This is a genomic window from Brachybacterium equifaecis (genome assembly GCF_023509525.1).
Classification (GTDB): Bacteria; Actinomycetota; Actinomycetes; order Actinomycetales; family Dermabacteraceae; genus Brachybacterium; species Brachybacterium equifaecis.
In genome coordinates this window covers 291,887-312,862 of sequence record NZ_JAKNCJ010000002.1, presented here as the reverse complement: position 1 = coordinate 312,862, position 20,976 = coordinate 291,887, and the positions used below count along the sequence as shown (strand labels likewise).

General features: G+C 71.7%; 19 protein-coding genes. 9 read left to right on the top strand and 10 right to left on the bottom strand.

Going from position 1 to position 20,976, the window contains the following annotated elements; all coding sequences use genetic code 11:
* The first annotated feature begins 100 nt into the window (after window positions 1-100).
* The 3 genes from Bequi_RS05920 to guaA are packed head-to-tail and all read left to right on the top strand — an operon-like array spanning window position 101 to window position 2,991.
* A complete protein-coding gene (locus Bequi_RS05920; protein ID WP_249737038.1) occupies window positions 101-988 on the top strand; it encodes an SURF1 family protein in 888 nt (295 codons plus the stop codon).
* Window positions 963-1,364, top strand: a complete 402-nt coding sequence (locus Bequi_RS05915) for a DUF3817 domain-containing protein (protein ID WP_249737037.1) — start codon at window positions 963-965, stop codon at window positions 1,362-1,364. The genes Bequi_RS05920 and Bequi_RS05915 overlap by 26 nt, the downstream gene beginning before the upstream one ends.
* 4 nt (window positions 1,365-1,368) lie before the next feature.
* Window positions 1,369-2,991: a glutamine-hydrolyzing GMP synthase gene (gene guaA / locus Bequi_RS05910; protein ID WP_249737036.1), complete on the top strand. Its 1,623-nt coding sequence runs from the start codon at window positions 1,369-1,371 to the stop codon at window positions 2,989-2,991.
* A gap of 43 nt (window positions 2,992-3,034) precedes the next feature.
* On the opposite strand, the gene Bequi_RS05905 is transcribed toward guaA, so the two are convergent.
* The 4 genes from Bequi_RS05905 to Bequi_RS05890 form a co-directional block, all read right to left on the bottom strand.
* Complete coding sequence (locus tag Bequi_RS05905; RefSeq protein WP_249737035.1) at window positions 3,035-3,388, bottom strand: hypothetical protein; 354 nt, start codon at window positions 3,386-3,388, stop codon at window positions 3,035-3,037.
* Between the two features lie 69 nt (window positions 3,389-3,457).
* Entirely contained in the window at window positions 3,458-4,291 is an 834-nt protein-coding gene (locus tag Bequi_RS05900; protein ID WP_249737034.1) for an MFS transporter, read from the bottom strand.
* A gap of 244 nt (window positions 4,292-4,535) precedes the next feature.
* Window positions 4,536-5,801 (bottom strand): RNA polymerase sigma factor, encoded by a 1,266-nt coding sequence (locus Bequi_RS05895; RefSeq protein WP_249737033.1) that lies wholly within the window; start codon window positions 5,799-5,801, stop codon window positions 4,536-4,538.
* Window positions 5,798-6,181 carry a YciI family protein gene (locus Bequi_RS05890; RefSeq protein ID WP_249737032.1) on the bottom strand — a complete coding sequence of 128 codons (384 nt, stop codon included), beginning with the start codon at window positions 6,179-6,181 and terminating at the stop codon, window positions 5,798-5,800. The genes Bequi_RS05895 and Bequi_RS05890 overlap by 4 nt, the downstream gene beginning before the upstream one ends.
* Window positions 6,182-6,425: 244 nt before the next feature.
* Between Bequi_RS05890 and Bequi_RS05885 the strand changes: the two genes are divergently transcribed.
* Window positions 6,426-7,229 (top strand): serine hydrolase, encoded by an 804-nt coding sequence (locus tag Bequi_RS05885; protein ID WP_249737031.1) that lies wholly within the window; start codon window positions 6,426-6,428, stop codon window positions 7,227-7,229.
* A 64-nt stretch (window positions 7,230-7,293) separates the two neighbouring features.
* On the opposite strand, the gene Bequi_RS05880 is transcribed toward Bequi_RS05885, so the two are convergent.
* Window positions 7,294-8,415, bottom strand: a complete 1,122-nt coding sequence (locus Bequi_RS05880; protein ID WP_249737030.1) for a GNAT family N-acetyltransferase — start codon at window positions 8,413-8,415, stop codon at window positions 7,294-7,296.
* 114 nt (window positions 8,416-8,529) lie between these two features.
* Complete coding sequence (locus tag Bequi_RS05875) at window positions 8,530-10,314, bottom strand: MDR family MFS transporter (RefSeq protein WP_249737029.1); 1,785 nt, start codon at window positions 10,312-10,314, stop codon at window positions 8,530-8,532.
* Window positions 10,315-10,515: 201 nt separating this feature from the next.
* Here Bequi_RS05875 and Bequi_RS05870 point away from each other — a divergent pair, with 201 nt between their 5' ends.
* Window positions 10,516-11,193 carry a TetR/AcrR family transcriptional regulator gene (locus Bequi_RS05870; protein WP_249737028.1) on the top strand — a complete coding sequence of 226 codons (678 nt, stop codon included), beginning with the start codon at window positions 10,516-10,518 and terminating at the stop codon, window positions 11,191-11,193.
* Between the two features lie 98 nt (window positions 11,194-11,291).
* Window positions 11,292-12,932, top strand: a complete 1,641-nt coding sequence (locus Bequi_RS05865) for a helicase HerA-like domain-containing protein (RefSeq protein WP_249737027.1) — start codon at window positions 11,292-11,294, stop codon at window positions 12,930-12,932.
* A 647-nt stretch (window positions 12,933-13,579) separates the two neighbouring features.
* Here Bequi_RS05865 and Bequi_RS05860 read toward each other — a convergent pair.
* Together Bequi_RS05860 and Bequi_RS05855 are read right to left on the bottom strand one after the other, a co-directional pair.
* Entirely contained in the window at window positions 13,580-13,819 is a 240-nt protein-coding gene (locus Bequi_RS05860) for a hypothetical protein (protein WP_249737026.1), read from the bottom strand.
* 176 nt (window positions 13,820-13,995) lie between these two features.
* Window positions 13,996-14,742: a phosphoglyceromutase gene (locus Bequi_RS05855; protein ID WP_249737025.1), complete on the bottom strand. Its 747-nt coding sequence runs from the start codon at window positions 14,740-14,742 to the stop codon at window positions 13,996-13,998.
* 217 nt (window positions 14,743-14,959) lie between these two features.
* On the opposite strand from Bequi_RS05855, the gene betT reads away from it, so the two are divergent.
* Window positions 14,960-17,206 (top strand): choline BCCT transporter BetT, encoded by a 2,247-nt coding sequence (betT, locus tag Bequi_RS05850; RefSeq protein WP_249737024.1) that lies wholly within the window; start codon window positions 14,960-14,962, stop codon window positions 17,204-17,206.
* 111 nt (window positions 17,207-17,317) lie between these two features.
* Here betT and dtd read toward each other — a convergent pair whose 3' ends face one another.
* Together dtd and Bequi_RS05840 are read right to left on the bottom strand one after the other, a co-directional pair.
* On the bottom strand, window positions 17,318-17,743 hold the full coding sequence (gene dtd, locus Bequi_RS05845) for a D-aminoacyl-tRNA deacylase (RefSeq protein WP_249737023.1): 426 nt from the start codon (window positions 17,741-17,743) through the stop codon (window positions 17,318-17,320).
* Between the two features lie 10 nt (window positions 17,744-17,753).
* Window positions 17,754-19,040: a phosphotransferase gene (locus tag Bequi_RS05840; protein ID WP_249737022.1), complete on the bottom strand. Its 1,287-nt coding sequence runs from the start codon at window positions 19,038-19,040 to the stop codon at window positions 17,754-17,756.
* 51 nt (window positions 19,041-19,091) lie between these two features.
* Between Bequi_RS05840 and Bequi_RS05835 the strand changes: the two genes are divergently transcribed.
* Window positions 19,092-19,520, top strand: a complete 429-nt coding sequence (locus Bequi_RS05835; protein ID WP_249737021.1) for a DUF3151 domain-containing protein — start codon at window positions 19,092-19,094, stop codon at window positions 19,518-19,520.
* A gap of 128 nt (window positions 19,521-19,648) precedes the next feature.
* Window positions 19,649-20,968 carry an adenylosuccinate synthase gene (locus tag Bequi_RS05830; RefSeq protein ID WP_249737020.1) on the top strand — a complete coding sequence of 440 codons (1,320 nt, stop codon included), beginning with the start codon at window positions 19,649-19,651 and terminating at the stop codon, window positions 20,966-20,968.
* The last annotated feature ends 8 nt before the right edge of the window (window positions 20,969-20,976 follow it).

Here is a 20,976-nt window from a genome sequence, read left to right as displayed (position 1 = left end):
GCTGGGAGGGCTCCTGCGAAGGACTGGGGTCCCGCGCGGGCGTCGGGCCGCGCGGGACCGCGCTCCGGGCCCGCTCAGGGGCGCCGCGTAGAATGGCGAGGTGCTCCGCGTCGCTCTCCGCCCCCGATTCCTGGGCCTGCTGGCCCTGATGATCGCGGCGACGATCGTGTGCGGACTGCTCGCCACCTGGCAGTGGGATCGCGCGCACCGCGCGATGACCGCGCGCACCGAGGTCTCCGAGACCGTGAACGACCTCACCGCAGTGCTCGAGCCCGGCAGCCCCGTGACCAACGAGCTCGTCGGCACGACCGCCCGCGTGGAGGGCGTCTTCGCTCCCGAGGAGCAGATCGTCATCCCCGGCCGGCAGATCGACGGGCAGAGCGCCGCGATCATCGTCACGGCCCTGCACGTCACCCAGGCCGACGGCTCCATCGCCCGCCTGCCCGTCGCCCGCGGGTGGCTCCCCGAATCCGTCGCCATCCGGGCCGACGGCACCCTCGACCCCTCGGCGATCCCCGCCCCGCCGGAAGGGACGGTGCAGGTCAGCGGACGCCTCGAGGCGAGCGAGTCCGCCACCAGCGGCGTCAGCGGCGGCATCGCCCAGCAGATCGCGACCCCGCTGCTGGTGAACACCTGGGGCGGCCCGATGTACTACGGCTACATCGCCGTGCAGGACGCCCCCGCGCCCCTGCAGGGGATGCCCGCCGCGCAGTCCGCGTTCTCCGCCGGGCTCGACTGGCAGAATCTCGGATACGCCCTGCAGTGGATCGTCTTCGGCGGATTCTTCCTGTACCTGTGGTGGCGCTCCGTGCGCACGGTCGTCCTCGACGAGCGCGCCGCTGCCCGCGAGGCGCTCGCCGAGCGCGCCGCCGCCGCGGTCGTCGGCCCGTCGGCCGACGCTGAACCGACGGCGGGAAGCGCCCCGCCCGTGAACCCTGTCCCGCACGAGAGAGAAGAGACCGGTGCCGACTCCGCGCCCGCTCGATGAGGTCGCCGTCCGCGCGTCCTTCGCCCGCTTCCGCTTCGCCGCAGTCGCCGAGGGCATCGCCCTGCTGGTGCTGGTGGCGATCATGGTGATGCGCTACGTGATCTCCGGTGACCCCGAGGGCACCTGGGGGAGCATCTCGCGCGCCTGGTCGCCGATCCACGGCGTGATCTACATGGTCTACGTCGTGCTCGGCTTCGACCTGTGGAACAAGATGCGCTGGAAGCTGCCCCGGATGCTGCTGATCATGCTGTACGGCGTGGTGCCCGTGCTGTCCTTCTTCGGGGAGCGCTGGATCCACGGCTGGATGGTCGAGGATCTGCGGCGCCGGCCCACCCTGCAGGACGAGGAGCGCGGGGCGGTGCGGCCCGTAGACTGAGGGCGTGACTGACACAGACCAGCGTCCCGTTCTCGTCGTCGACTTCGGCGCCCAGTACGCCCAGCTCATCGCACGGCGCGTGCGCGAGGCGAACGTGTACTCCGAAGTCGTTCCGCACAGCATGCCCGCGAGCGAGATCCTCGCCCGCGAGCCGCTCGCGATCATCCTCTCCGGAGGCCCCAGCTCGGTGTACGCCGACGGCGCCCCACGCCTGGATCCCGCGATCCTCGAGGCCGGGGTCCCCGTGCTCGGCCTGTGCTACGGCTTCCAGGCGATGGCTGCGGCGCTGGACGGCACGGTCGCGCCGACGGGCGTGCGCGAGTACGGCGCCACCCGCCTCAGCGCGATCGACGCCTCCTCCCAGCTCCTCGCGGGCCAGGACCTCGAGCAGAACGTGTGGATGAGCCACGGAGACTCGGTCTCCGAGGCGCCGGCAGGGTTCGAGGTCATCGCGACCTCCCCGGGCTCTCCCGTCGCGGCGTTCGAGCATCCGGGCAAGCGCCTGTTCGGCGTGCAGTGGCACCCCGAGGTCGGCCACTCCGATCGCGGCCAGGAGGTGCTGGAGAACTTCCTGCACCGCGGCGCGGGCATCGAGCCGGCCTGGACCACCGGGCACGTCATCGAGGAGCAGGTCGAGCGGATCCGCGCGCAGGTCGGCGAGGGCACCGCGATCTGCGGCCTCTCCGGCGGCGTCGACTCCGCGGTCGCCGCGGCCCTCGTGCAGCGGGCGATCGGAGATCGCCTCACCTGCGTGTACGTCGACCACGGCCTCATGCGCCAGGACGAGTCCGCGCAGATCGAGAAGGCCTTCGGCGACTCCACCGGCGGCGCGAAGCTCGTCGTCGTCGACGCCGAGAAGCGCTTCCTCGATGCGCTCGCCGGAGTGACCGACCCCGAGACCAAGCGCAAGATCATCGGCCGCGAGTTCATCCGCGTGTTCGAGCAGGCTCAGGCCGACATCCTCCGCGGGCAGGGCGTCCTCGAGGGCGACGGCGAGGGGGGCCTCGAGACCGCCGGGCCCGACGGCGCCGGCGCGAAGACCTTCCTCGTGCAGGGCACTCTCTACCCGGACGTCGTCGAGTCCGGCGGCGGCGAGGGCGCAGCGAACATCAAGAGCCACCACAACGTGGGCGGGCTCCCGGAGGATCTCTCCTTCGAGCTCGTCGAGCCGCTGCGCGCACTGTTCAAGGACGAGGTGCGCGCCGTCGGCAGCGAGCTCGGCCTTCCCGACGCGATCGTCTGGCGCCAGCCGTTCCCCGGCCCCGGCCTCGGGATCCGCATCATCGGCGAGGTCACCAAGGAGCGCCTGGACATCCTGCGCGCGGCCGACGCGATCGCCCGCGCCGAGATGACCGCTGCGGGACTGGACCGCGACATCTGGCAGTGCCCCGTCGTGCTCCTGGCCGACGTGCGCTCCGTCGGCGTGCAGGGCGACGGCCGCACCTACGGCCACCCCGTCGTGCTGCGCCCCGTGACCAGCGACGACGCCATGACCGCCGACTGGGCGAAGGTGCCCTACGAGGTGCTCAGCCGCATCTCCACCCGCATCACCAACGAGGTGGCGGAGATCAACCGAGTAGTCCTCGACGTCACGAGCAAGCCGCCGGGCACCATCGAGTGGGAGTGAGGGGCGGGGGCGTCGCTGGCCGCTGCGAGTGCAATCCGAGCGCTCAGGCTGAGGCGACCTCGGCACCCTCGTCCCACTGGCTCGGCTTCGGGATCGCGGCGATGAAGCGGTCCAGCAGCATCAGCAGCAGCGGCAGCGCGATGAAGAAGAGGCCCGTCCCGAGCCCCACCCGGACGTCCGCGACGGCCAGCAGGAGACCTGCCAGAGTGCCGGTGAGCGCCACCGGGATGCCGACCGCGAACGTGTTGGCTGCGATCACCCGTCCCTGCATGCGCTCGGGAACGCGCCCGAAGAGGTAGCCGCCGAGCGCCGCCGCGTGCGCGGGGACCGACAGGGCGTAGAGGAAGTGCGCGATCAGCAGGGGCCAGAATTCCTGCGAGAAGAGCGCGATCGCCATCGACCCGACCGCCCAGAGGGTCGAGGCGATGATCAGGATTCCCGTCGGGCACGCCGCGATCAGCCGCTTCTAGACGGCCGCGGCAAGGAGCACGCCGACGGCCTCAGCAGTGTTCATCAGGCCGATCAGAACCGCTGTCATCCCGGAGCGGATCAGGTACAGCTCGATGAGCACGAACACCAGGAACACGCCGAAGTTCGAGCTCGCGCTCATCATCGTGAGCACCAGCATCTGTCGGCGCTGAGCGATCCAGCGGAAGCCGCCGAGGGCGCGCCTCCAGCGCGGCTCGCGGGCTTCACCACCGTCATCCTTCGGATCGACTCGGGGCTTCAGCGGCGGGAGGAAACTGGTGGCGGTTCCCATCACCACGAAGCCGAGCACGGTGAAGAAGAACGGAAACGCAGCGCCGATTGCGTAGAGCAGGCCTGCGAGCGGGTTGCCGATCAGCTCCGCATAAGAATCGCGGGCCTGGTTGATCGACATCGCCGAGGCGTACTGCTCAGGGGTGGTCATCGACCGCAGTGCGGCCTCGCCGGCGCTGCCGAGCAGGCTCCCCACCGCGGTAGCGAGCGAGACCAGGATCAGCAGCAGGGCGAACGGCATCGAGCCGAACATGACGAGGATCGCGATCAGCAACCAGATGGCCCCGCTCAGCCCCGCCCGCAGCAGCATGAGGCGCCTGCGGTCGTGACTGTCGACGATGAGGCCGCCAATGGGCGCCAGCCCGAAGGAGATCAGCATCCGCACCGTGCCGATCACGCCCGCCAGCATCGTCGATCCCGTGATGGCGTAGGCGAGGAGCATGAGCGCGAGCGTGGTGACCGATCCGCCGTAGCGGTCCGCGGTGGTCGCGGCGAGCCACCAGCGGTAGGCGGGGGAGGCGCTGATCGCCGGGGTCGTCACCCTGCCGCCTCAGGTCGCGGCGTCCGCCGGGATGTCGCTCGTGCAGGGGTTCGCATCGGCAGTGACGGGAAGGACATGGGGCTCCACTTCTGAGACCACGGGTGCCGGAGAGATCCTTCGGCTCCGGCGGAGGTACGAGACCCGAGATCGGTGAGGAGCGGATCTCGAGAGGGTGCCCATGCTGCAGGTCACATCCTCGGGCCAGTATGGCACCGCCCCACTCAGACGCAACTCAATCCCGACTTCACGGTTCGGCCTGGATCGGCCCCGGCTGTGCGCCCCGAGGGCGCCGGCGCTCCCGTTCCAGGTGGCGGCGCTCGCTCGCGACGGTGGTGAGCGAGATGGCGCGCTCGAGAGCCGAGTCAGCGTCGAAGGAATGCCCCAGTGCACGCAGCGCATGGGCTCTCACGACCCAGGCCGGCTGGTAGGCGCCGGCGGAGCGGGGGAGCTCGTCGAGAGCGTGCAGAGCGGCCTGCGGCCCCCGTGCCTGCTGCAGGACCGCCGCGCGCGAAACCTGAGCACCCAGAGAGGGGGCGATCCGCAGGAGATGATCATGCTGGCGCAGGAGAGCGTCCCAGTCGGTCCGGCCCGTGCGCACCCCTTGCATGTGGAGGGCCTGGATGACGGCCTCGAGGCCGAACCGGCCGATGTGACCGCAGCGGAGGACTTCTCGGAGATGCTCCTCCCCGACTTCGACCCTCGCGCTGTCCCATCTCCTCGAGTCCTGTGCGTGCAGAGGCACGAGATCGCCCCCGCTCCGCCGGGCGGCGAAGCGGGCCGAGGAGAGGTCGATGAGGGCGGCGAGTCCGTGGGACTCGCCGTCGTCGGGACAGAGCTCCGCCACCAGCTCGGCCAGGAAGACGGCCTCGGCGATGAGGCCGTGCCGGAGGTCGCTCTCCGCGTGCGCCCACTCGACGGTGAAGACGCCGTAGATGCCCTCGTGGATGGCGAGCAGGCGCTCCGGGAGCTCTGAGCGGTCGGGGATGCGCATGCTGCGGCCCGAGGCTCGAATCCTCTTCTTGGCCCGGGTCAGCCGGGCGGAGACGGTTGCGGCAGGCAGGATCATCCCTTCGGCGATCCGGCGAGCGGGCAGTCCCATGACCGTCGACAGCATCAGCAGCGGCCGGGAGGCGGGATTCACGGCGGGGTCCGCGCAGGCCGCGAGCAGCTGGAGCCGCGCGTCAGGGAGCTCCGAGAACGCCAGGGCCGGATCGGGGTCCGCGGCCGCATCATGGGCACGGGCATCCAGCGGCACCGACGTCCTGGCAGCCGCAGATCTCCACACGTCGCGGCGCGCGTTGAGCGCCGCCCGATAGACCCACCCCCTCGGGTTCCGAGGCACCCCGGAGGCCGGCCACGCGCGCAGGGCGCTCTCGACGGCGTCCGCGAGGGCGTCCTCCGCGCCGGCGATGTCGCCGTCACGCGCGCAGAGCAGGGCGATCATCCTTCCCCAGTCGTCGGCGGTCAGCACCACCGCCGCCGCAGCCTCGCTCGGCGGCCCGGGACTCACGGCTGCTGCCAGCGCCCGTCGATGTAGGACGCCCCGGCGGCACGGACCTCGACGGTGCCGTAGCTCGCTCCGGGGAACCTCTCGGCCCATGCGATGGCCGCGTCCCGGTCCGCCGCGTCGATGATGAACACACCGGCGAGCGCCTCTTTCGCGGCGGCGAAGGGACCGTCCTCGATCACCGTGGCACCGCTGCGGCGCGTCACCGCGGCGGCACCTGCCGGAGGCGCGAGCATCTCCGCGGCGACCATGATCCCCGCGGTCTCGAGCGCGTTCGCGAAGTCGGTCATCAGTTGCTGCATCTCGGCGACGACCTCTGCGGACAGAGCGGCCTCGTCGGTGCTGTCGGGGTGATCGGCATGGAAGGCGAGCAGATAGCGCATGGGGCTGGTCTCCTTGTCGTGGCGTGGTGAGCGCGAATCGCTCTCCTGCTGGAGAGACGATCCGGCGGCTGTTCTTTCGACACGGTGCCATATGGGCGTCCCGGAGGGGGGTCCGACGGGATCTCGGCGGCATGGGTCCCCTTCGGCGGCCGCGTCCCGGCGCGCCGCCTCCGCCCGCGACCCCGGAGCGTCGGGGCGGCGGGGAGATACACTTCCGCACTCGCACCGACTGCAGGAGGACCAGATGGAGCTCAGCCCCGCCGCCCGCTGGAGCATTGGCATCCAGCGGGCCGACGGCACGGTGCTCGCGGAGCACGAGCCGCACCTCCTCCTGAAGACCGCGAGCATCGCGAAGCTCCACCTCCTCGTCGAGCTCGCCGCGCGCGCGGAGGTGGGCGAGATCGATCTGCGCGAGAACGTGCGCCGGGAGGACTCCGAGCGCGTGGAGGACTCCGGCATCTGGCATCTGCTGCACGATGCGCCGGAGCTGTCGCTGCGCGATGCGGCAGCGCTCGTCGGCGCGGCGAGCGACAACTGGGCGACCAACGCCCTGCTCGACCGGCTCGGGATGGACACCGTGCAGGAGCGCGGTCGCGCGCTCGCCCCGGGCGGCTCCCTCCTGCACGACCGGATCCGCAATGCCCGCCGCCCCGGCGACCCGGAGACGCTCTCGCGCGGGTGCGGGGCGGACTGGGCGGGCTTCATGGCGGGGCTCGTGCGCGGCGAAGTCGTCAGCCCGGGCGTGAGCGCCCAGGTCTCGCAGTGGCTCGCCGCCAGCATGGATCTCTCGATGGTCGGCTCCGCGTTCGGCTTCGACCCGCTCGCCCACGCCCTGCCCGACCGCGGCCTGCGCCTGCTCTCGAAGACGGGCACCGATACGGGAATCCGCGCCGAGGTCGGCTGCGTGTGTCGCAAGGGCGAGCGGGCCAGTGCGATCTCCTACGCGGTGCTCGCGAACTGGACCGTCGATAGCGACGAAGACGCCGTGCGCGATGAGGTGCTGGCAGCCATGCGCCGCATCGGCGAGGAGATCCGCGCGGCGCTGTGACCGCGCGGGCTCCGCGCCCCCAGCCTGTCCCTAGCGGGGCGTGCGACCGTCGCCCCCGCCCCGATCAGCCCTCCGCCGGCTCCAGCAGCCGCGAGGGATGCGCCGGCACATCGCGGTGCCAGGACTGCGTGCGCTCGAACTCCTCCCAGCCCATCGACGCGTAGATCGCATCGGCGCTGGTGGGGGAGTCGGCGTCGACCTCGAGGTCGACGAAGCCGCGCCCGCGCTCGGCCGCATCCCGGATCGCGGCGCGCAGCAGGGCCTTCGCGACCCCGTGGCCGCGGGCGGAGCGGTGCACCCCGAGGTACTCGAGATAGGTGCCGCCGTCGGCAGTCGGCGTGCCGGGCGCCCCCGCGGGGATCGGCGCGGCGACGAGACCACCCGCGGGCAGCCAGCGCTCCGTGCCGTCGGCCCCCTCGCGCAGCACCTCGGCGATCCACCAGTGGTCCCAGTCCGCCTCGCTCGGCGCCTCGATCAGGCGCTGCGAGAACTCGGGGAACGACTCCCGATAGGAGTTGAAGTGGTCGGCGAAGGACTCCTCGAGCATGCGGTGCACGGTGCGGACGTCCTGTGCGACGGGCAGTCCCGAGTCGTGCCGGTGCACGCGCCGCACGCGTACGCCCTCGCGGGGCTGCGGGGTGGTGGTCGCCTCATCGGGGCCGACGGGCCGGCGCATGTGCAGCCAGGTCCGGACCATCTCGAACCCGTTCTCCCGCAGGAGGCGCTGGCGATCCTCATCGACCGCGTTCGCGTCGGCGTTCAGCGAGGTGGTCTCCTCGCCCCGATGCCGGGCGAAGGAGCCGCCGACCTCCGCCGCCCACTCCAGCAGGCTCGCGACGAGGGCCTCCCGATCGGGGGCGTCGGCCGCGGCGGCCCACTGCACGTTCGTGCGGCCCGAGGCGCGGTCCTCGAGGCAGATCCAGGCGACGGGAGCCTGGTCCAGGCTCGCCCGGCCGTCGGCGCCGACGGGGACCACGAGCACTTGGCGGCGCGACCACGACTTCGGGCCGACGAGCCGGGAGCGCAGCGGTCCGACGGGAGCGGAGCCGTCCGGGGTGTGGCGGCGGATGTCGGCCGTGAGCAGGGCGGCGAGGGGTTCGACGTCGGCGTCCATCGGCACGCGGGTCGCGAAGCGGCCCTGCAGCGACGTCGGGAGGTGCGGCGGGAAGTGGTCGTCCAGAAGCATCCCGCCATGGTGTCACGGATGCCCGCAGGGCCCGCCCCTGACCGGATCGCGGTCAGGGGCGGGCCCTGCGAGGTGGTGCGGCCTCAGGCGCCGCGCATCCGGGGTGGGGCCGGTTCAGCGGCCGTCGGCGGGACCCCGGTGATGGGGGTGCTGCGCGACGTGCTCGTCCTCGGCCGGCGCGGGCGCGGCGTGGTGGTGCACCGGCGCCGCCTCGGCGAGCTCCTCCTCGCCCCGCTCGGAGTTGTCGGCCCCGACGGTGTTGCCGGCGGAGTCGCTCACCACGGGGATGGAGCCGGTCTCAGTGGAGAGGGTGTCGCGCAGGGGGACCTGCTTGATGAACAGCGACAGCACCAGAGCGAGCACGACGAAGGGCAGGGCGGTGAGGAACACGAGGTGCATCGCCTCGCCCATGCCGCCGCGGATCGCATCGACCAGGAAATCGGGGAGCTTCGCCAGCTGCGCGGGATCCAGCACAGCGCCCTCGAGGGAGGAGCCGCCGCCGCTGCCGCCGCCGGCCTTCGCGAGCGCCGCGAGCTGCTCCGGCGGGAGCGCCTGGATGTGCTCGGTGATCTTCGAGGACATCTGCGAGGTCATCACGGTGCCGAGCACGGCGATGCCGATGGTGGAGCCGATGTTGCGGAAGAACTGCACGGCGGCGGTCGCGATGCCGAGCTCGCGCTGGGCGACGGCATTCTGCACGATCAGCGTGTACACCTGCATCGTGAAACCGAGGCCCAGGCCGATCACCACCATCGCGGCGGTGAGGTGCCACTGCGAGTCGCCGTACTGGACGCGGGTGAGCAGCACGTAGCCGGCCACCATGATCACGCCGCCGAGGATCATCAGGCCCTTGTACTTGCCGGTCTTCGAGATCAGCAGGCCCACGATGATCGAGGTGACGATCATGGCGACCGACAGCGGGATCAGGATCGCGCCGGAGTTCGTGGCGGAGACGCCCATGACGCCCTGCGCGTACACCGGGATGTAGATGATGGCGCCGAACATCGCGACCGAGATCGCGAAGGATGCGGCGACCGACAGGGCCACGATCGGGCGGGTCAGCAGCGCCATCGGGAGCAGGGGCTCCTCGACCTTGAGCTCGATGATCACGAAGCCGACGATGAACAGCGCCGCCACTGCGAACATGCCGATGATCACCGCGGAGTCCCACGCGTAGGTGGTGCCGCCCCAGGTCAGCGCGAGCAGACCGATGACCAGGCCCGGCGTGAGGGTGAGCATGCCGAGGTAGTCGACCTTGCCGTGCTGGCGCGCGCGGTCCAGGTGCAGGAACTTCCAGATGAACGCGAAGGCGACCACGCCGATCGGCAGAGTCAGGTAGAACAGCCAGCGCCAGCCGACGTTGTCGGTCACCCAGCCGCCGATCAGCGGTCCGGCCACCGAGGTCACGCCGAAGACGGCGCCCATGATGCCCTGATACTTGCCGCGCTGGCGGGGCGGGATGATGTCTCCGATGATCGTCTGCGACAGGGGCATCAGGGTGCCCATGCCGAGGCCCTGCACGGCGCGCGCGAACACGAGGAACCAGAAGTCGGTCGCCATTCCCGAGAGGATCGAGCCGATCATGAAGATCCCGAGGCCGCCCAGGTAGAACCAGCGTCGGCCGTAGAGGTCGGACAGCTTGCCGACGATCGGGACGACGACGGCGGAGACCAGCATGGACGCGGTCGCGATCCAGCTGTAGTGCTCCACGCCGCCGAGCTCGGCGACGATGCGGGGCATCGCCGGGCCGACGATGGTCTGGGAGAGGGAGGCGACGAGCATGCCGAGCATGAGCCCGACGAACACGAGCTTCCCGCTGCGGTCCAGGCCGGTGAAGGCCTCGGGCTGCGCAGGGGAGGCCGCGGCCGGCTGCGCGGCGACGGTGGAGGAAGAGGACAACGGAACTCCTGTAAAGGCGGGGGCGTGGAGGCGGCGGGCGGTGCGATCGGATCGCGCCTACCCGCGCCATGCGGCCAGAGCGCGCCTTCGGGCTCCGACCGGTCGAGGCTACTGCGATTGCAGTCACTGCACAATTGCATCCACTGCACTGTTAGCGGGATCTCGCTCTACGATGAGCGGACCGAGAAGAAGGGACCTGCGGTGGCGGACAGCCTGAGCACGGACAGCGGGAGCACGGACAGCGGGAGCACGGACAGTGGGGCCAGCGCCGACGGCGCGTGCGACAGCCTGCGCGAGCGCAAGAAGCGCCGCACCCAGGACGCCATCCACCTCGCCGCCCTTGAGCTGGTCGCCGAGCAGGGCCTCAGCGCCGTCACCGTCGAGAAGATCGCCGAGCGCGCCGGCGTCTCGCCGCGCACCTTCTTCAACCACTGGGCGACGAAGGAGTCGGCGGTCCTCGGCCTGAACGCCCTGGGCGGGGGCGACGTGGCCCAGGACCTCCGCGACCGGCCGGAGAGCGAGGGCCCCGCGGCGGCTCTGCGCGAGACGATCCGGATGTTCATCCGCCGCATCTCCTCGGCCCCCGAGCGGCGCGAGCTCAAGCGCGCGGTGATGCTCAAGGAGCCGCAGCTGCACGTGCTGAGCGCCGGCCAGTCCCAGGCGACGCAGCAGGATCTCATCGCCGCGTACGAGGAGCGCCTGCGCCGCGCCGCGCCGCAGCTCAGCCCCGATGCGGTCCGCGCCCGCGCCACGCTCGCCGTGCAGGTCGCCTACGCCATCGTCCGTTCGGCGTTCGCCGTCTCGATGGCGCAGGGCACGGAGCTGACCCCCGAGTTCGAGCGCACGCTCGAGGCCTACGAGGCGGGCGGGCTCATCTGAGCGGGCAGCGTCGGCCGCCGCTGGGGGCGACGGGCGTCAAGGGCCGACGGGAGTCGCGCGTGCGTGGGGGACAGCGCAGGCCGTTACGATCGGGCCCCATGAGCACTGACACCGCTGCCGCTGTGCGCGACGCCTACGCCTTCGCCGGCACCCAGATCCACCTCGGCGCCCTCGTCCAGGACGGCCAGCCCGACGCCGCCGTCCCCGTGAACCTCGCGCTGTCCATGCTGAACCGGCATGGCCTGATCGCGGGCGCCACCGGCACCGGCAAGACGAAGACCCTGCAGGTCATCGCCGAGCAGGCCGCCGCCGCCGGCACGCCGGTGTTCGTCGCCGACATGAAGGGCGACCTCTCGGGCATCGCCGTGCCCGGCGAGGACACTCCGAAGATCCGCGAGCGCGCCGCCGCCCGCGGCCAGCAGTGGGAGCCTCGCGCAGGCACCACCGAGTTCTACTCCCTCGGCGGGCAGGGCACGGGCATCCCGATCCGCACCACGGTCTCGGACTTCGGGCCCGTGCTGCTGTCGAAGGTCCTCGGCCTGAACGCGACCCAGGAGTCCTCCCTCGGTCTGATCTTCCACTACGCCGACACCCAGGGCCTCGGCCTGCTCGACCTCAAGGACCTGCGCGCCCTCATCCAGTTCCTCACCGGCGAGCCCGAGGGCAAGGCCGAGCTCAAGGGCATCGGCGGCATCTCCACGGCCACCGCCGGTGTGATCCTGCGCGAGCTGACAGCCTTCGAGAACTCCGGGGCCGACGTCTTCTTCGGGGAGCCCGCCTTCGAGACCTCGGAGCTGCTGCGCACCGCGGCCGACGGCACCGGGATCATCTCCTGCCTCGAGCTGCCCGGTGTCGCCTCGCGCGCCGAGCTGTTCTCTACGTTCATGATGTGGCTGCTCGCGGATCTCTACCAGGACCTGCCCGAGGTGGGCGACGCCGACAAGCCGAAGCTCGTGTTCTTCTTCGACGAGGCGCACCTGCTGTTCAAGAACGCCTCGACCGCCTTCCTCGACCAGGTCACGCAGACGGTGCGCCTGATCCGCTCCAAGGGCGTGGGCATCTTCTTCATCACGCAGACCCCGAAGGACGTCCCCGGCGACGTCCTCGCCCAGCTCGGCAACCGCGTCCAGCACGCCCTGCGCGCCTACACGCCCGATGACGCCAAGGCGCTGAAGGCCACCGCCTCCACGTTCCCGCGCAGCGAGTACGACCTCGAGGAGGTGCTCACGCAGCTCGGCACCGGCGAGGCGATCGTGACTGTGATGAGCGAGGACGGCGCTCCGACGCCCGTGGCGCTGACCGCGGTGCGCGCGCCCGAGTCCGCGATGAGCCCCGCCCCGGCGGAGCGCATGGCGGAGATCGTGGCAGCCTCTGCGCTCGGCGCGAAGTACACCGAGGTGATCGACCGCGAGAGCGCCTACGAGATCCTCGCTGCGCGCGACGCCGCGGCGTCCGGTGGCGCCGGGGCGGGCGGGGCGGCCGGGGGAGCGGCGGCTGGCGGCGCCGGCGGGCCGACGGGGGCGCCGGCTGCGGCTGGCGGCGCGTCGGGCGCAGCCTCCGGTGCTCAGGCGCAGGCCCCAGCCCCGGCCCCCTCGAAGACCCCCGCTCCGGCGCGGCGCGAGAAGGAGTCCGGCGGGTTCATGGAGAACGCCGCGGTGAAGTCGTTCCTGCGTTCGGCGGGAACGGTGCTGGGCCGAGAGATCACGCGCTCGATCTTCGGCACCCGTCGCCGCCGCTGACCGTAGCGGGTCCGCCACCGGGCACGATTGCCCCGGCGGCCTGGCGCCCCGGCGCCATGGCCTCCCGCGACCGGCCCGTCCTTCCGCGAGATCGCCTTTCTGTGCCAGAAGTTGGCACAGAAAGGCGATCTCGCGCGTTGGGCGCGGGTCGGTGATCCTGCGGCTGGCGTCGGTCTCGATCTGAGCAGACGATGCACCATCGAGGCGTACCGCAGCGTCGGAATAGGCGCCCATTCCGACGGCTAGGTACGCCTCGATCGGGCGGCCGTGCCCATTCCGACGGCTAGGTACGCCTCGATCGGGGCGTAGTGCCCATTCCGACGGTTACGTACGCCTCGATCGGGGCGGCGTGCGCATTCCGACGGTTACGTGCGCCTCGATCGGGCGGTCGCGTTCATTCCGACGGTCGGGTACGCCTCGGCGTGAGGGCGAGCAGCAGATTGCGCGGTGCAGGAGCCGGTGACGTGCACACATGCACGTGACCGGCCCCTGCACCGAGGAATCTGCCGCGCTTCTGCGCAACACCTGCGCCGCGGCACGTGCCCCGCTCCGCCCCGCGCCGGCCGGCCCCGCGGCCACCCCGCACGCCGCCGCGACTGCGCCGCCTCGAGCGGCGGCAATGGGCCCGCTGACCGGCCGCGGCCGGATCAGGGCCCGGAGATCGCGGTGATCAGCACGAACGCGTCGACGATGATCCCGATGCCGAACAGCGGCGAGACCATGGCCCACAGCACGCGGGCGGGAGTCACCACTGTGCGATCGAGCGCCGCGAGCACGCCGCCCGCCACCCCCATCGCGATGCACAGGGCGAGCCCCGCTAACCCCGTGGTCGGCATGCCGTCGGTCCACTGGATCGCCGAGGCCAGGAAGAGCACCGAGCCGAGCATGCACAGAACAGTCCCTCGCGGAACGAACCGTTCTCGCGGAGCGACCCGTTCCGGAGGATCCAGACGCCCCGGAGGATCGAGACGCCCCGGAGGGACGAAACGGCCCCGGGCAGCGAGACGCCCCGCCCGCTCGCTGCTCTCAGCGTGCGGACGGGGCGCATCGGCGCTCACTCAGATCACTTCTTGCCCTGGTTGGCGACGGCCTCGGCGGCGGCCTTGGCCGCGACCTCATCGAGGTAGCGGCCGCCCTTGGTGACGGGCTGGAAGTCCTCGTCGAGCTCGTAGACGAGGGGCTGGCCGGTGGGGATGTTCACCGCGGCGATGTCCTCGTCGGAGATGCCGTCGAGGTACTTCACCAGTGCCCGCAGCGAGTTGCCGTGGGCGGCCACGAGCACGGTCTTCCCGGCGGCGAGGTCGGGCTTGATGCCCTCTTCCCAGTAGGGGAGGAAGCGGTCGATGACGTCCTTGAGGCACTCGGTGCGCGGGACGTCCTCGCCGAGATCCGCGTAGCGGGGATCCTGGTCCTGGCTGAACTCCGAGCCCAGCTCGATCTCCGGCGGCGGGGTGTCGAAGGACCGGCGCCACAGCATGAACTGCTCGTCGCCGTACTTGTCGCGCGTGGCGGCCTTGTCGAGACCCTGCAGCGCGCCGTAGTGGCGCTCGTTCAGGCGCCAGTCGCGGCGCACCGGGATCCAGTGGCGGTCAGCGGCATCCAGCGCGAGGTTCGCGGTCTTGATGGCGCGGCGCAGCAGCGAGGTGTGGACGACATCGGGCAGCACGCCCTCCGACTTGAGGAGCTCGCCGCCGGCGACGGCCTCCTTCTCTCCGGCCTCCGACAGGGGCACGTCGACCCAGCCGGTGAAGAGGTTCTTGGCGTTCCATTCGCTCTCGCCGTGGCGGAGCAGCACGAGTGTGTAGGTCATGCGCCCAGCCTACAAGGGGGCCCCGACGGGTGACTCTTCTCCCCACGAGTTCCCAGCATGTGGCCAGTGCCCTACCGTGGAAGGCCCGGACTCATGGCATCAGCGGCGATGCCCGACGAGAGCACGACGCGCCCGGCCCCGCCGCTGACCTGCTGCGTTCCCGAGCGCGCGCTTCCGTCGTCCACCCCCGGCACGACCCGCACGAAAGGAAGACTGCGTGAGCGAACGCGATCAGCCCCTCAGGACGCCCGACCCCCGACAGCCCCGCACTGGATCGACCCAGGCCGCGCCCGCGGCGCCGTCGGCCCCCGCCCGCACAGTTTCCCTCGAGGCCCGCCGCGCGAGCCGCGACAGCAGGCCGCCGGAGACGAGCGAGGAGATGGAGCGCGGTCCGAGCGATCTCGCCCCGGGCAGCCCCAGTGGAATCCGCGTCAACCTGCCGGTGCTGCTGATCTCCTCGGCGATCATCCTCGCGTTCTCGATCTGGGCGATCGCCATGCCCGACTCCGCCGCCTCCACGATGAAGGGCATCGTGGCCTGGCTCGCCGCGAACGTCGGCTGGTTCTACGTGCTGACGGTGTCGATCGTGATCGTCTTCGTCCTGTGGGTCGCCCTGTCGAAGTCCGGCCAGGTGCGGCTCGGCCCGGATCACTCGCGCCCGCAGTACAGCCTGTTCACGTGGGTGGCGATGCTCTTCGCCGCCGGCGTCGGCATCGACATGCTGTTCTTCTCCGTCAACGGGCCCGTCACCGCGTACTACATGCCGGTGATGGAGGATCCGCAGTCGCGGGAGGCCGCGCGCGAGGCCGTGGTGTGGACGATGTTCCACTACGGCCTCTCGGGCTGGGCGATGTACGCCCTGCTCGGCATGGCGATGGGCTACTTCGCCTACCGCTGGGGCATGCCGCTGTCGATCCGCGCGGTCCTGTACCCGCTGCTCGGCAAGCGCGTGCGCGGCGCGACCGGCCACGCGATCGACATCGTCACGCTGGTCGGCACCGTCTTCGGCGTCGCCACCTCGATGGGCATCGGCGTCGTGCTGCTGAGCATCGGCCTGCACCACCTCGTCGGGGTCCCAGCGGGGCTCGGCACCCAGATCGCCCTGGTCGCGGTCGCCGTCGTGATGACGATCGCGGCCTGCACCTCGGGCGTCGACAAGGGCATCCGCCTGATCAGCGAGGCGAACATCTGGATCGCCGCCGCGATGGTGCTCTACATCCTCGTCACCGGCAAGACCGGCTTCCTGCTCTCCGCGATCGTCGAGGATATCGGCCGCTTCGTGACCACCCTGCCCGGCCGCACCACGCAGACCATGGCGTACGAGCCGGGAGGCTCGGAGTGGATGGGCGGATGGACGCTCTTCTTCTGGGCGTTCTGGCTGGCCTGGGGCCCGTTCGTGGGTCTGTTCCTCGCGCGCATCTCGCGCGGCCGCACGATCCGCGAGTTCGTGATCGCCGCGATCACCGCCCCGGTGCTGTGCGACCTGGTGATCGTCGCCGTGTTCGGAAACAGCGCGCTCGCCGAGGTGCTCGCCGGGAACGACGCCTTCGGGCAGCTCGCCATGGCGAGCCCCGAGGAGGGCTGGTACGCGCTGCTGGAGATGTTCCCCGGCGCGGCGTTCCTCATCGGGCTCGCGACCCTCTCCGGGATGCTGTTCTACCTGACCAGCGCCAACTCGGGCGCGATGGTGATGTCGAACTTCTCCTCGCGCATCAGCGACCCCGGGGCCGACGGTCCCAAGTGGCTGCGGATCTACTGGGCCGTGCTCACCGCCGTGCTGACGATCGCCATGCTCATGGCCGGCGGCGTCACCACGATGGAGTACGCGACGCTCATCTTCGCGCTGCCCGTCACGATCATCGCCTACCTCGTGATGCTGTCCTTCTCGAAGGTGCTGCGCATGGAGCGCGCCGAGCGCGAGGGCTGGGCGCGGATGCGCGAGGTCAGCGGGCGCGGCGCGGCGGGCCGCACGTGGCGCCAGCGCCTCACCAGCATGCGCACGCACCCGTCGGCCGAGGCCGTCGCGCGCTTCAGCGCCGAGACGATCGCCCCGGCGCTCGAGGAGTTCGCGGCGGAGCTGCGCGAGCACGGGCAGGCAGCCGAGGTCCGACGCGAGAGCGACGCCGTCACCGGCATCGACTCGCTCGAGCTGGCCGTGCCGATGGGCGCGAACCGCGACTTCCGCTACCGCGTGAGCGCCGTCAGCGCGCCGATCCCGGCGATCGGCTCCAAGGCGAGCCGCGGGCGCGACGACTACCTGCGGCTCGAGGTGTTCTCCCAGACCGGCTCGGCCGGGTACGACCTGTACGGGATGACCCAGCAGCAGGTGCTCGGCGATGTGCTGGACAGCTACGAGGCGCACCTCGCGTTCCTCAACTACAGCCTCGAGCACGACAGCATCTCGGCGGTCTCCCTGGCCGAGCCCGTCGAGGTCGAGGCGCCCGTCGACGCCGAGCAGCGGTAGAGGCCGGGTCGGCGCCCGCACGGGCGGCTGCAGGAGAGGGGCCGAGGTGCGTGAGCGCTCCGGCCCCTCCGCGTGCGCGGCCTTTCGCTCAAGGCCGCGCAGGGGGCCGGATCAGGCCTCGAGGATGAGCGTCGAAGGCCCGTCGTTCACCAGGCTGACCTGCATGTCGGCGCCGAAGCGGCCCGTGGCGACCTCGATGCCGCGCTCGCGGATCGCTGCGACCACGGCCTCCACGAGCGGCTCGGCGACGGGGCCGGGCGCGGCGGCCGACCATGACGGCCGGCGCCCCTTGCGGGCGTCGCCGTAGAGGGTGAACTGGGAGACGACGAGCACGGGCGCCCCGAGATCGAGCACGGAGCGCTCCTCGCTGAGGATCCGCAGCTCGCAGATCTTGCGCGCGATCGTCGCGACCTGCTCGGGACCGTCATCGTGGGTGACGCCGACGAGGGCGAGGATCCCCTCGCCCTCGATCTCGCCGACGACCTCCCCGGCGACCTCGACCCGGGCACTGCTGACTCTCTGCAGGACTGCGCGCATGGGCCCGATGCTAGTGGGACTCGCTGTCGCGGGCGGCATCGACCCAGCGCTCGGCGACGCGGATGATCGACTCCGTGGTGGCCTGCCACGCCGGCTCCTGCTGGCGGTGCGGTCCGGTCGCGAGCGACAGCACCACTCCGGCCGTGCGCAGGGCGAGCTCGGTGGGATCCACCCGCTCGGCGAGCACCGGGCGCCACTGGGCGATGGCCTCCTCCACCGCCTCGCGCGTACGCGGGTCGATGCGGCCGGTCGCGCCGTCGTTCGCGAGGACGCTGAGGTGCGCCAGCAGGCACGCGAGATCGTCGGCCCGCCTGCCGGGGCCGACGGTGTCGATGTCGAGGAGTCCGGTGGCGCGGCCGTCCTGCACGAAGACCTGCGCCTCGTAGAAATCGCCGTGGACGACGTCATGGGCGCTGAGGTCGATGCGCCGGCCCACTGCCGCCAGTCCCTCCCGGATCGCGCGCACGAGCGCATCGGTGCGGGGGCCGAGCGGGGGGAGGGCGGAGGCGACGATCCCCGCGTAGAACTCGACGGAGTCCGTCCACGGGGGCCGCAGCGGCTGGGAGAACAGCGAGGCGGGCAGGCGGTCCAGCAGCGCCACCAGGCTCTCGGGCCGGCAGGCGGCCGCGCCCTCGCTGAGCACGGCGCGGGCGAGCGGCTCGCCGGGCAGCTCCGAGAGCACGATCAGGCCGTCGCGCTCACCGAGCACCTCGGGGACGGGCACGCCGGTGGCCAGCAGCAGCCGGTGCCGCTCGACGATCTCCGCCGACCTGTGCGGCTGCATGACCTTCAGGAACACGCCCCGTCCCGGCAGCTGCGCGCGAAGCACGGCGCGGCGCCCCGGCCGGTACGAGATGACCTCGATCGGGACCGGCGCCGCCGGATCCTCGCCCGTCTCCACGCCGAGGGAGGCGAGGGTCGCGCCGACGACGTCGGGGTAGCAGACGTGGGGGAGCATGGGCAGCCATGGGTCATGGGGGTAGCGCCACACGCGCACGCTGATGTCCCCGTCGGTCATCACCAGGGAGCTCTCGGTGTCGAACAGGTCCCGCTCCTGCTCGCCGACGTGCGCGCTCGCGCCGAACAGCTCCTCGCGCACGGGTGCCTCGACTCCGTCGACCTCGGGCCAGGAGACCGTGGTGCGGTAGAGGGCCTTCGTGGAGCGGCCGGGCCGATGGTCGACGTGGTCGAGCTCCCAGGTGCGGAGCATCCCGCCGGCGTTGCCGACGGCGGAGCGGAGCAGCCCCGCGGCATCGGTGCCGGTGAGCAGCTCGGATCCGTCGAGGGTGCGGGCCATGCGTCCGATTCTGCCAGTCCGTCCTGTGCGCGCCCGCCCTACGATGGGGGCATGACCGAGACCTCGCGCCCCCTTGATGCCGCCAACCTGCTGGGAATCCCGCCCACCCTCCTCCCGGAGGACCACCCGGACACCGCGGTCGCCGCCGCGCTGAAGGACGGCGAGGACGCCCGCGATCTCGCCGCGCGCTTCCCCTCCTCCTCCCTGGCCTGGGCGGAGCTCGCGCAGGAGGCTCTGGACTCCGAAGAGGTCGTCGCGGCCTACGCGTACGCCCGCACCGGCTACCACCGCGGCCTCGACGCCCTGCGCCGCGCGGGCTGGCGCGGCCAGGGTCCGATCCCCGCCTCGCACCCCACCAACCGCGGATTCCTCAAGGCCCTCGCCCTGCTCGGGGAGTCAGCCCGCCGCATCGGCGAGAGCGACGAGGCCGATCGCGTGCGCGACTTCCTCCACGACGCCGATCCGAGCCTGCTGGGCTGAGGGCCGCCCGGCCGCCTGTCGGGGCCCCTTGGTAGGCTCGAGGGGTCCGAGCGCGGCGCTCCGCTGCGCTCCGCCCTGCTTCGCGCGAGCCCTCCGAGGGTGCCGCGCGCCCTCCTGGAGGAGTCCGCATGCCTGCTGTCGTGATCGTCGGTGCCCAGTGGGGCGATGAGGGCAAGGGCAAGGCGACCGACCTGCTCGGGGAGAGCGTCGACTTCGTCGTCAAGCCCAACGGCGGCAACAACGCCGGCCACACCGTGGTGGTCAAGGGCGAGAAGTTCGAGCTGAAACTCCTTCCCGCCGGCATCCTGTCCCCGCAGGTCACCCCGGTGATCGGCAACGGCGTCGTGGTGAACCTCGAGGCCCTGTTCGAGGAGATCGAGAGCCTCTCCTCGCGCGGAGTCGACACGGGCCGCCTGCGCATCAGCGCGAACGCGCACATCGTCGCCCCGTACCACCAGACCCTCGACAAGGTCACCGAGCGCTTCCTCGGCTCGCGCGCGATCGGCACGACCGGCCGCGGGATCGGCCCGGCCTACATGGACAAGGCCGGCCGCCTCGGCATCCGCGTCCAGGACCTCTTCGACGAGTCGATCCTCCGCCAGAAGGTCGAGGGGGCGCTGCGCCAGAAGAACGAGCTGCTCGTGAAGCTCTTCAACCGCCGCGCCGTCGAGGTCGAGGAGATCACCCAGGGCCTGCTCGCCTACGCCGAGCGCCTGCGCCCCATGGTCGTGGACACCACCGAGCTGCTGAACTCCGCACTGGACCGCGGCGAGGTGGTGCTCATGGAGGGCGGCCAGGCGACCTACCTCGACGTCGACCACGGCACCTACCCCTTCGTCACGAGCTCGAACCCGACTGCGGGCGGCGCCTGCACCGGCTCCGGCATCGGGCCCACGCGCATCGACCGCGTGATCGGCATCGTCAAGGCGTACACGACCCGCGTGGGCGCAGGGCCGTTCCCCACGGAGCTGTTCGACCAGTGGGGCGAGTTCCTGCAGAAGACCGGCGGGGAGGTCGGCGTGAACACCGGGCGGCCGCGCCGCTGCGGCTGGTACGACGCCCCGATGATCCGCCATGCGGGCCGCATCAACGGCTTCACCGACATCGTCCTCACGAAGCTCGACGTCCTCACCGGCATCGAGGAGATCCCGCTGTGCGTCGCCTACGACGTCGACGGCGTGATTTACCACGACATGCCGATGACGCAGACCGAGTTCCACCACGCCGTGCCCGTCTACGAGACGATGCCCGGCTGGACCGAGGACATCCGCTCCTGCCGCACCCTCGAGGATCTCCCCGAGAACGCGCGCGCCTACGTGCAGCGCCTCGAGGAGCTCGCCGGCTGCCGGATCAGCGCGATCGGCGTCGGCCCCGACCGCGAGGACACCATCGCCGTGCACGACCTCCTGCCCGGCCCCGGCGAGGCCCGCTCGCTGCCCGCGGCGTGAGGGCGCGG

What these genes read in the sequence shown, in the direction of transcription:
- Bequi_RS05905 (WP_249737035.1), bottom strand. Translation starts at nt 3,388, where the DNA reads ATGGCGATCGCGCTCTTCTCGCAGGAATTCTGGCCCCTGCTGATCGCG.
- Bequi_RS05890 (WP_249737032.1), bottom strand. Translation starts at nt 6,181, where the DNA reads ATGCGCTATCTGCTCGCCTTCCATGCCGATCACCCCGACAGCACCGAC.
- Bequi_RS05885 (WP_249737031.1), top strand. Translation starts at nt 6,426, where the DNA reads ATGGAGCTCAGCCCCGCCGCCCGCTGGAGCATTGGCATCCAGCGGGCC.
- Bequi_RS05880 (WP_249737030.1), bottom strand. Translation starts at nt 8,415, where the DNA reads ATGCTTCTGGACGACCACTTCCCGCCGCACCTCCCGACGTCGCTGCAG.
- Bequi_RS05865 (WP_249737027.1), top strand. Translation starts at nt 11,292, where the DNA reads ATGAGCACTGACACCGCTGCCGCTGTGCGCGACGCCTACGCCTTCGCC.
- Bequi_RS05860 (WP_249737026.1), bottom strand. Translation starts at nt 13,819, where the DNA reads ATGCTCGGCTCGGTGCTCTTCCTGGCCTCGGCGATCCAGTGGACCGAC.
- Bequi_RS05855 (WP_249737025.1), bottom strand. Translation starts at nt 14,742, where the DNA reads ATGACCTACACACTCGTGCTGCTCCGCCACGGCGAGAGCGAATGGAAC.
- dtd (WP_249737023.1), bottom strand. Translation starts at nt 17,743, where the DNA reads ATGCGCGCAGTCCTGCAGAGAGTCAGCAGTGCCCGGGTCGAGGTCGCC.
- Bequi_RS05840 (WP_249737022.1), bottom strand. Translation starts at nt 19,040, where the DNA reads ATGGCCCGCACCCTCGACGGATCCGAGCTGCTCACCGGCACCGATGCC.
- Bequi_RS05835 (WP_249737021.1), top strand. Translation starts at nt 19,092, where the DNA reads ATGACCGAGACCTCGCGCCCCCTTGATGCCGCCAACCTGCTGGGAATC.
- Bequi_RS05830 (WP_249737020.1), top strand. Translation starts at nt 19,649, where the DNA reads ATGCCTGCTGTCGTGATCGTCGGTGCCCAGTGGGGCGATGAGGGCAAG.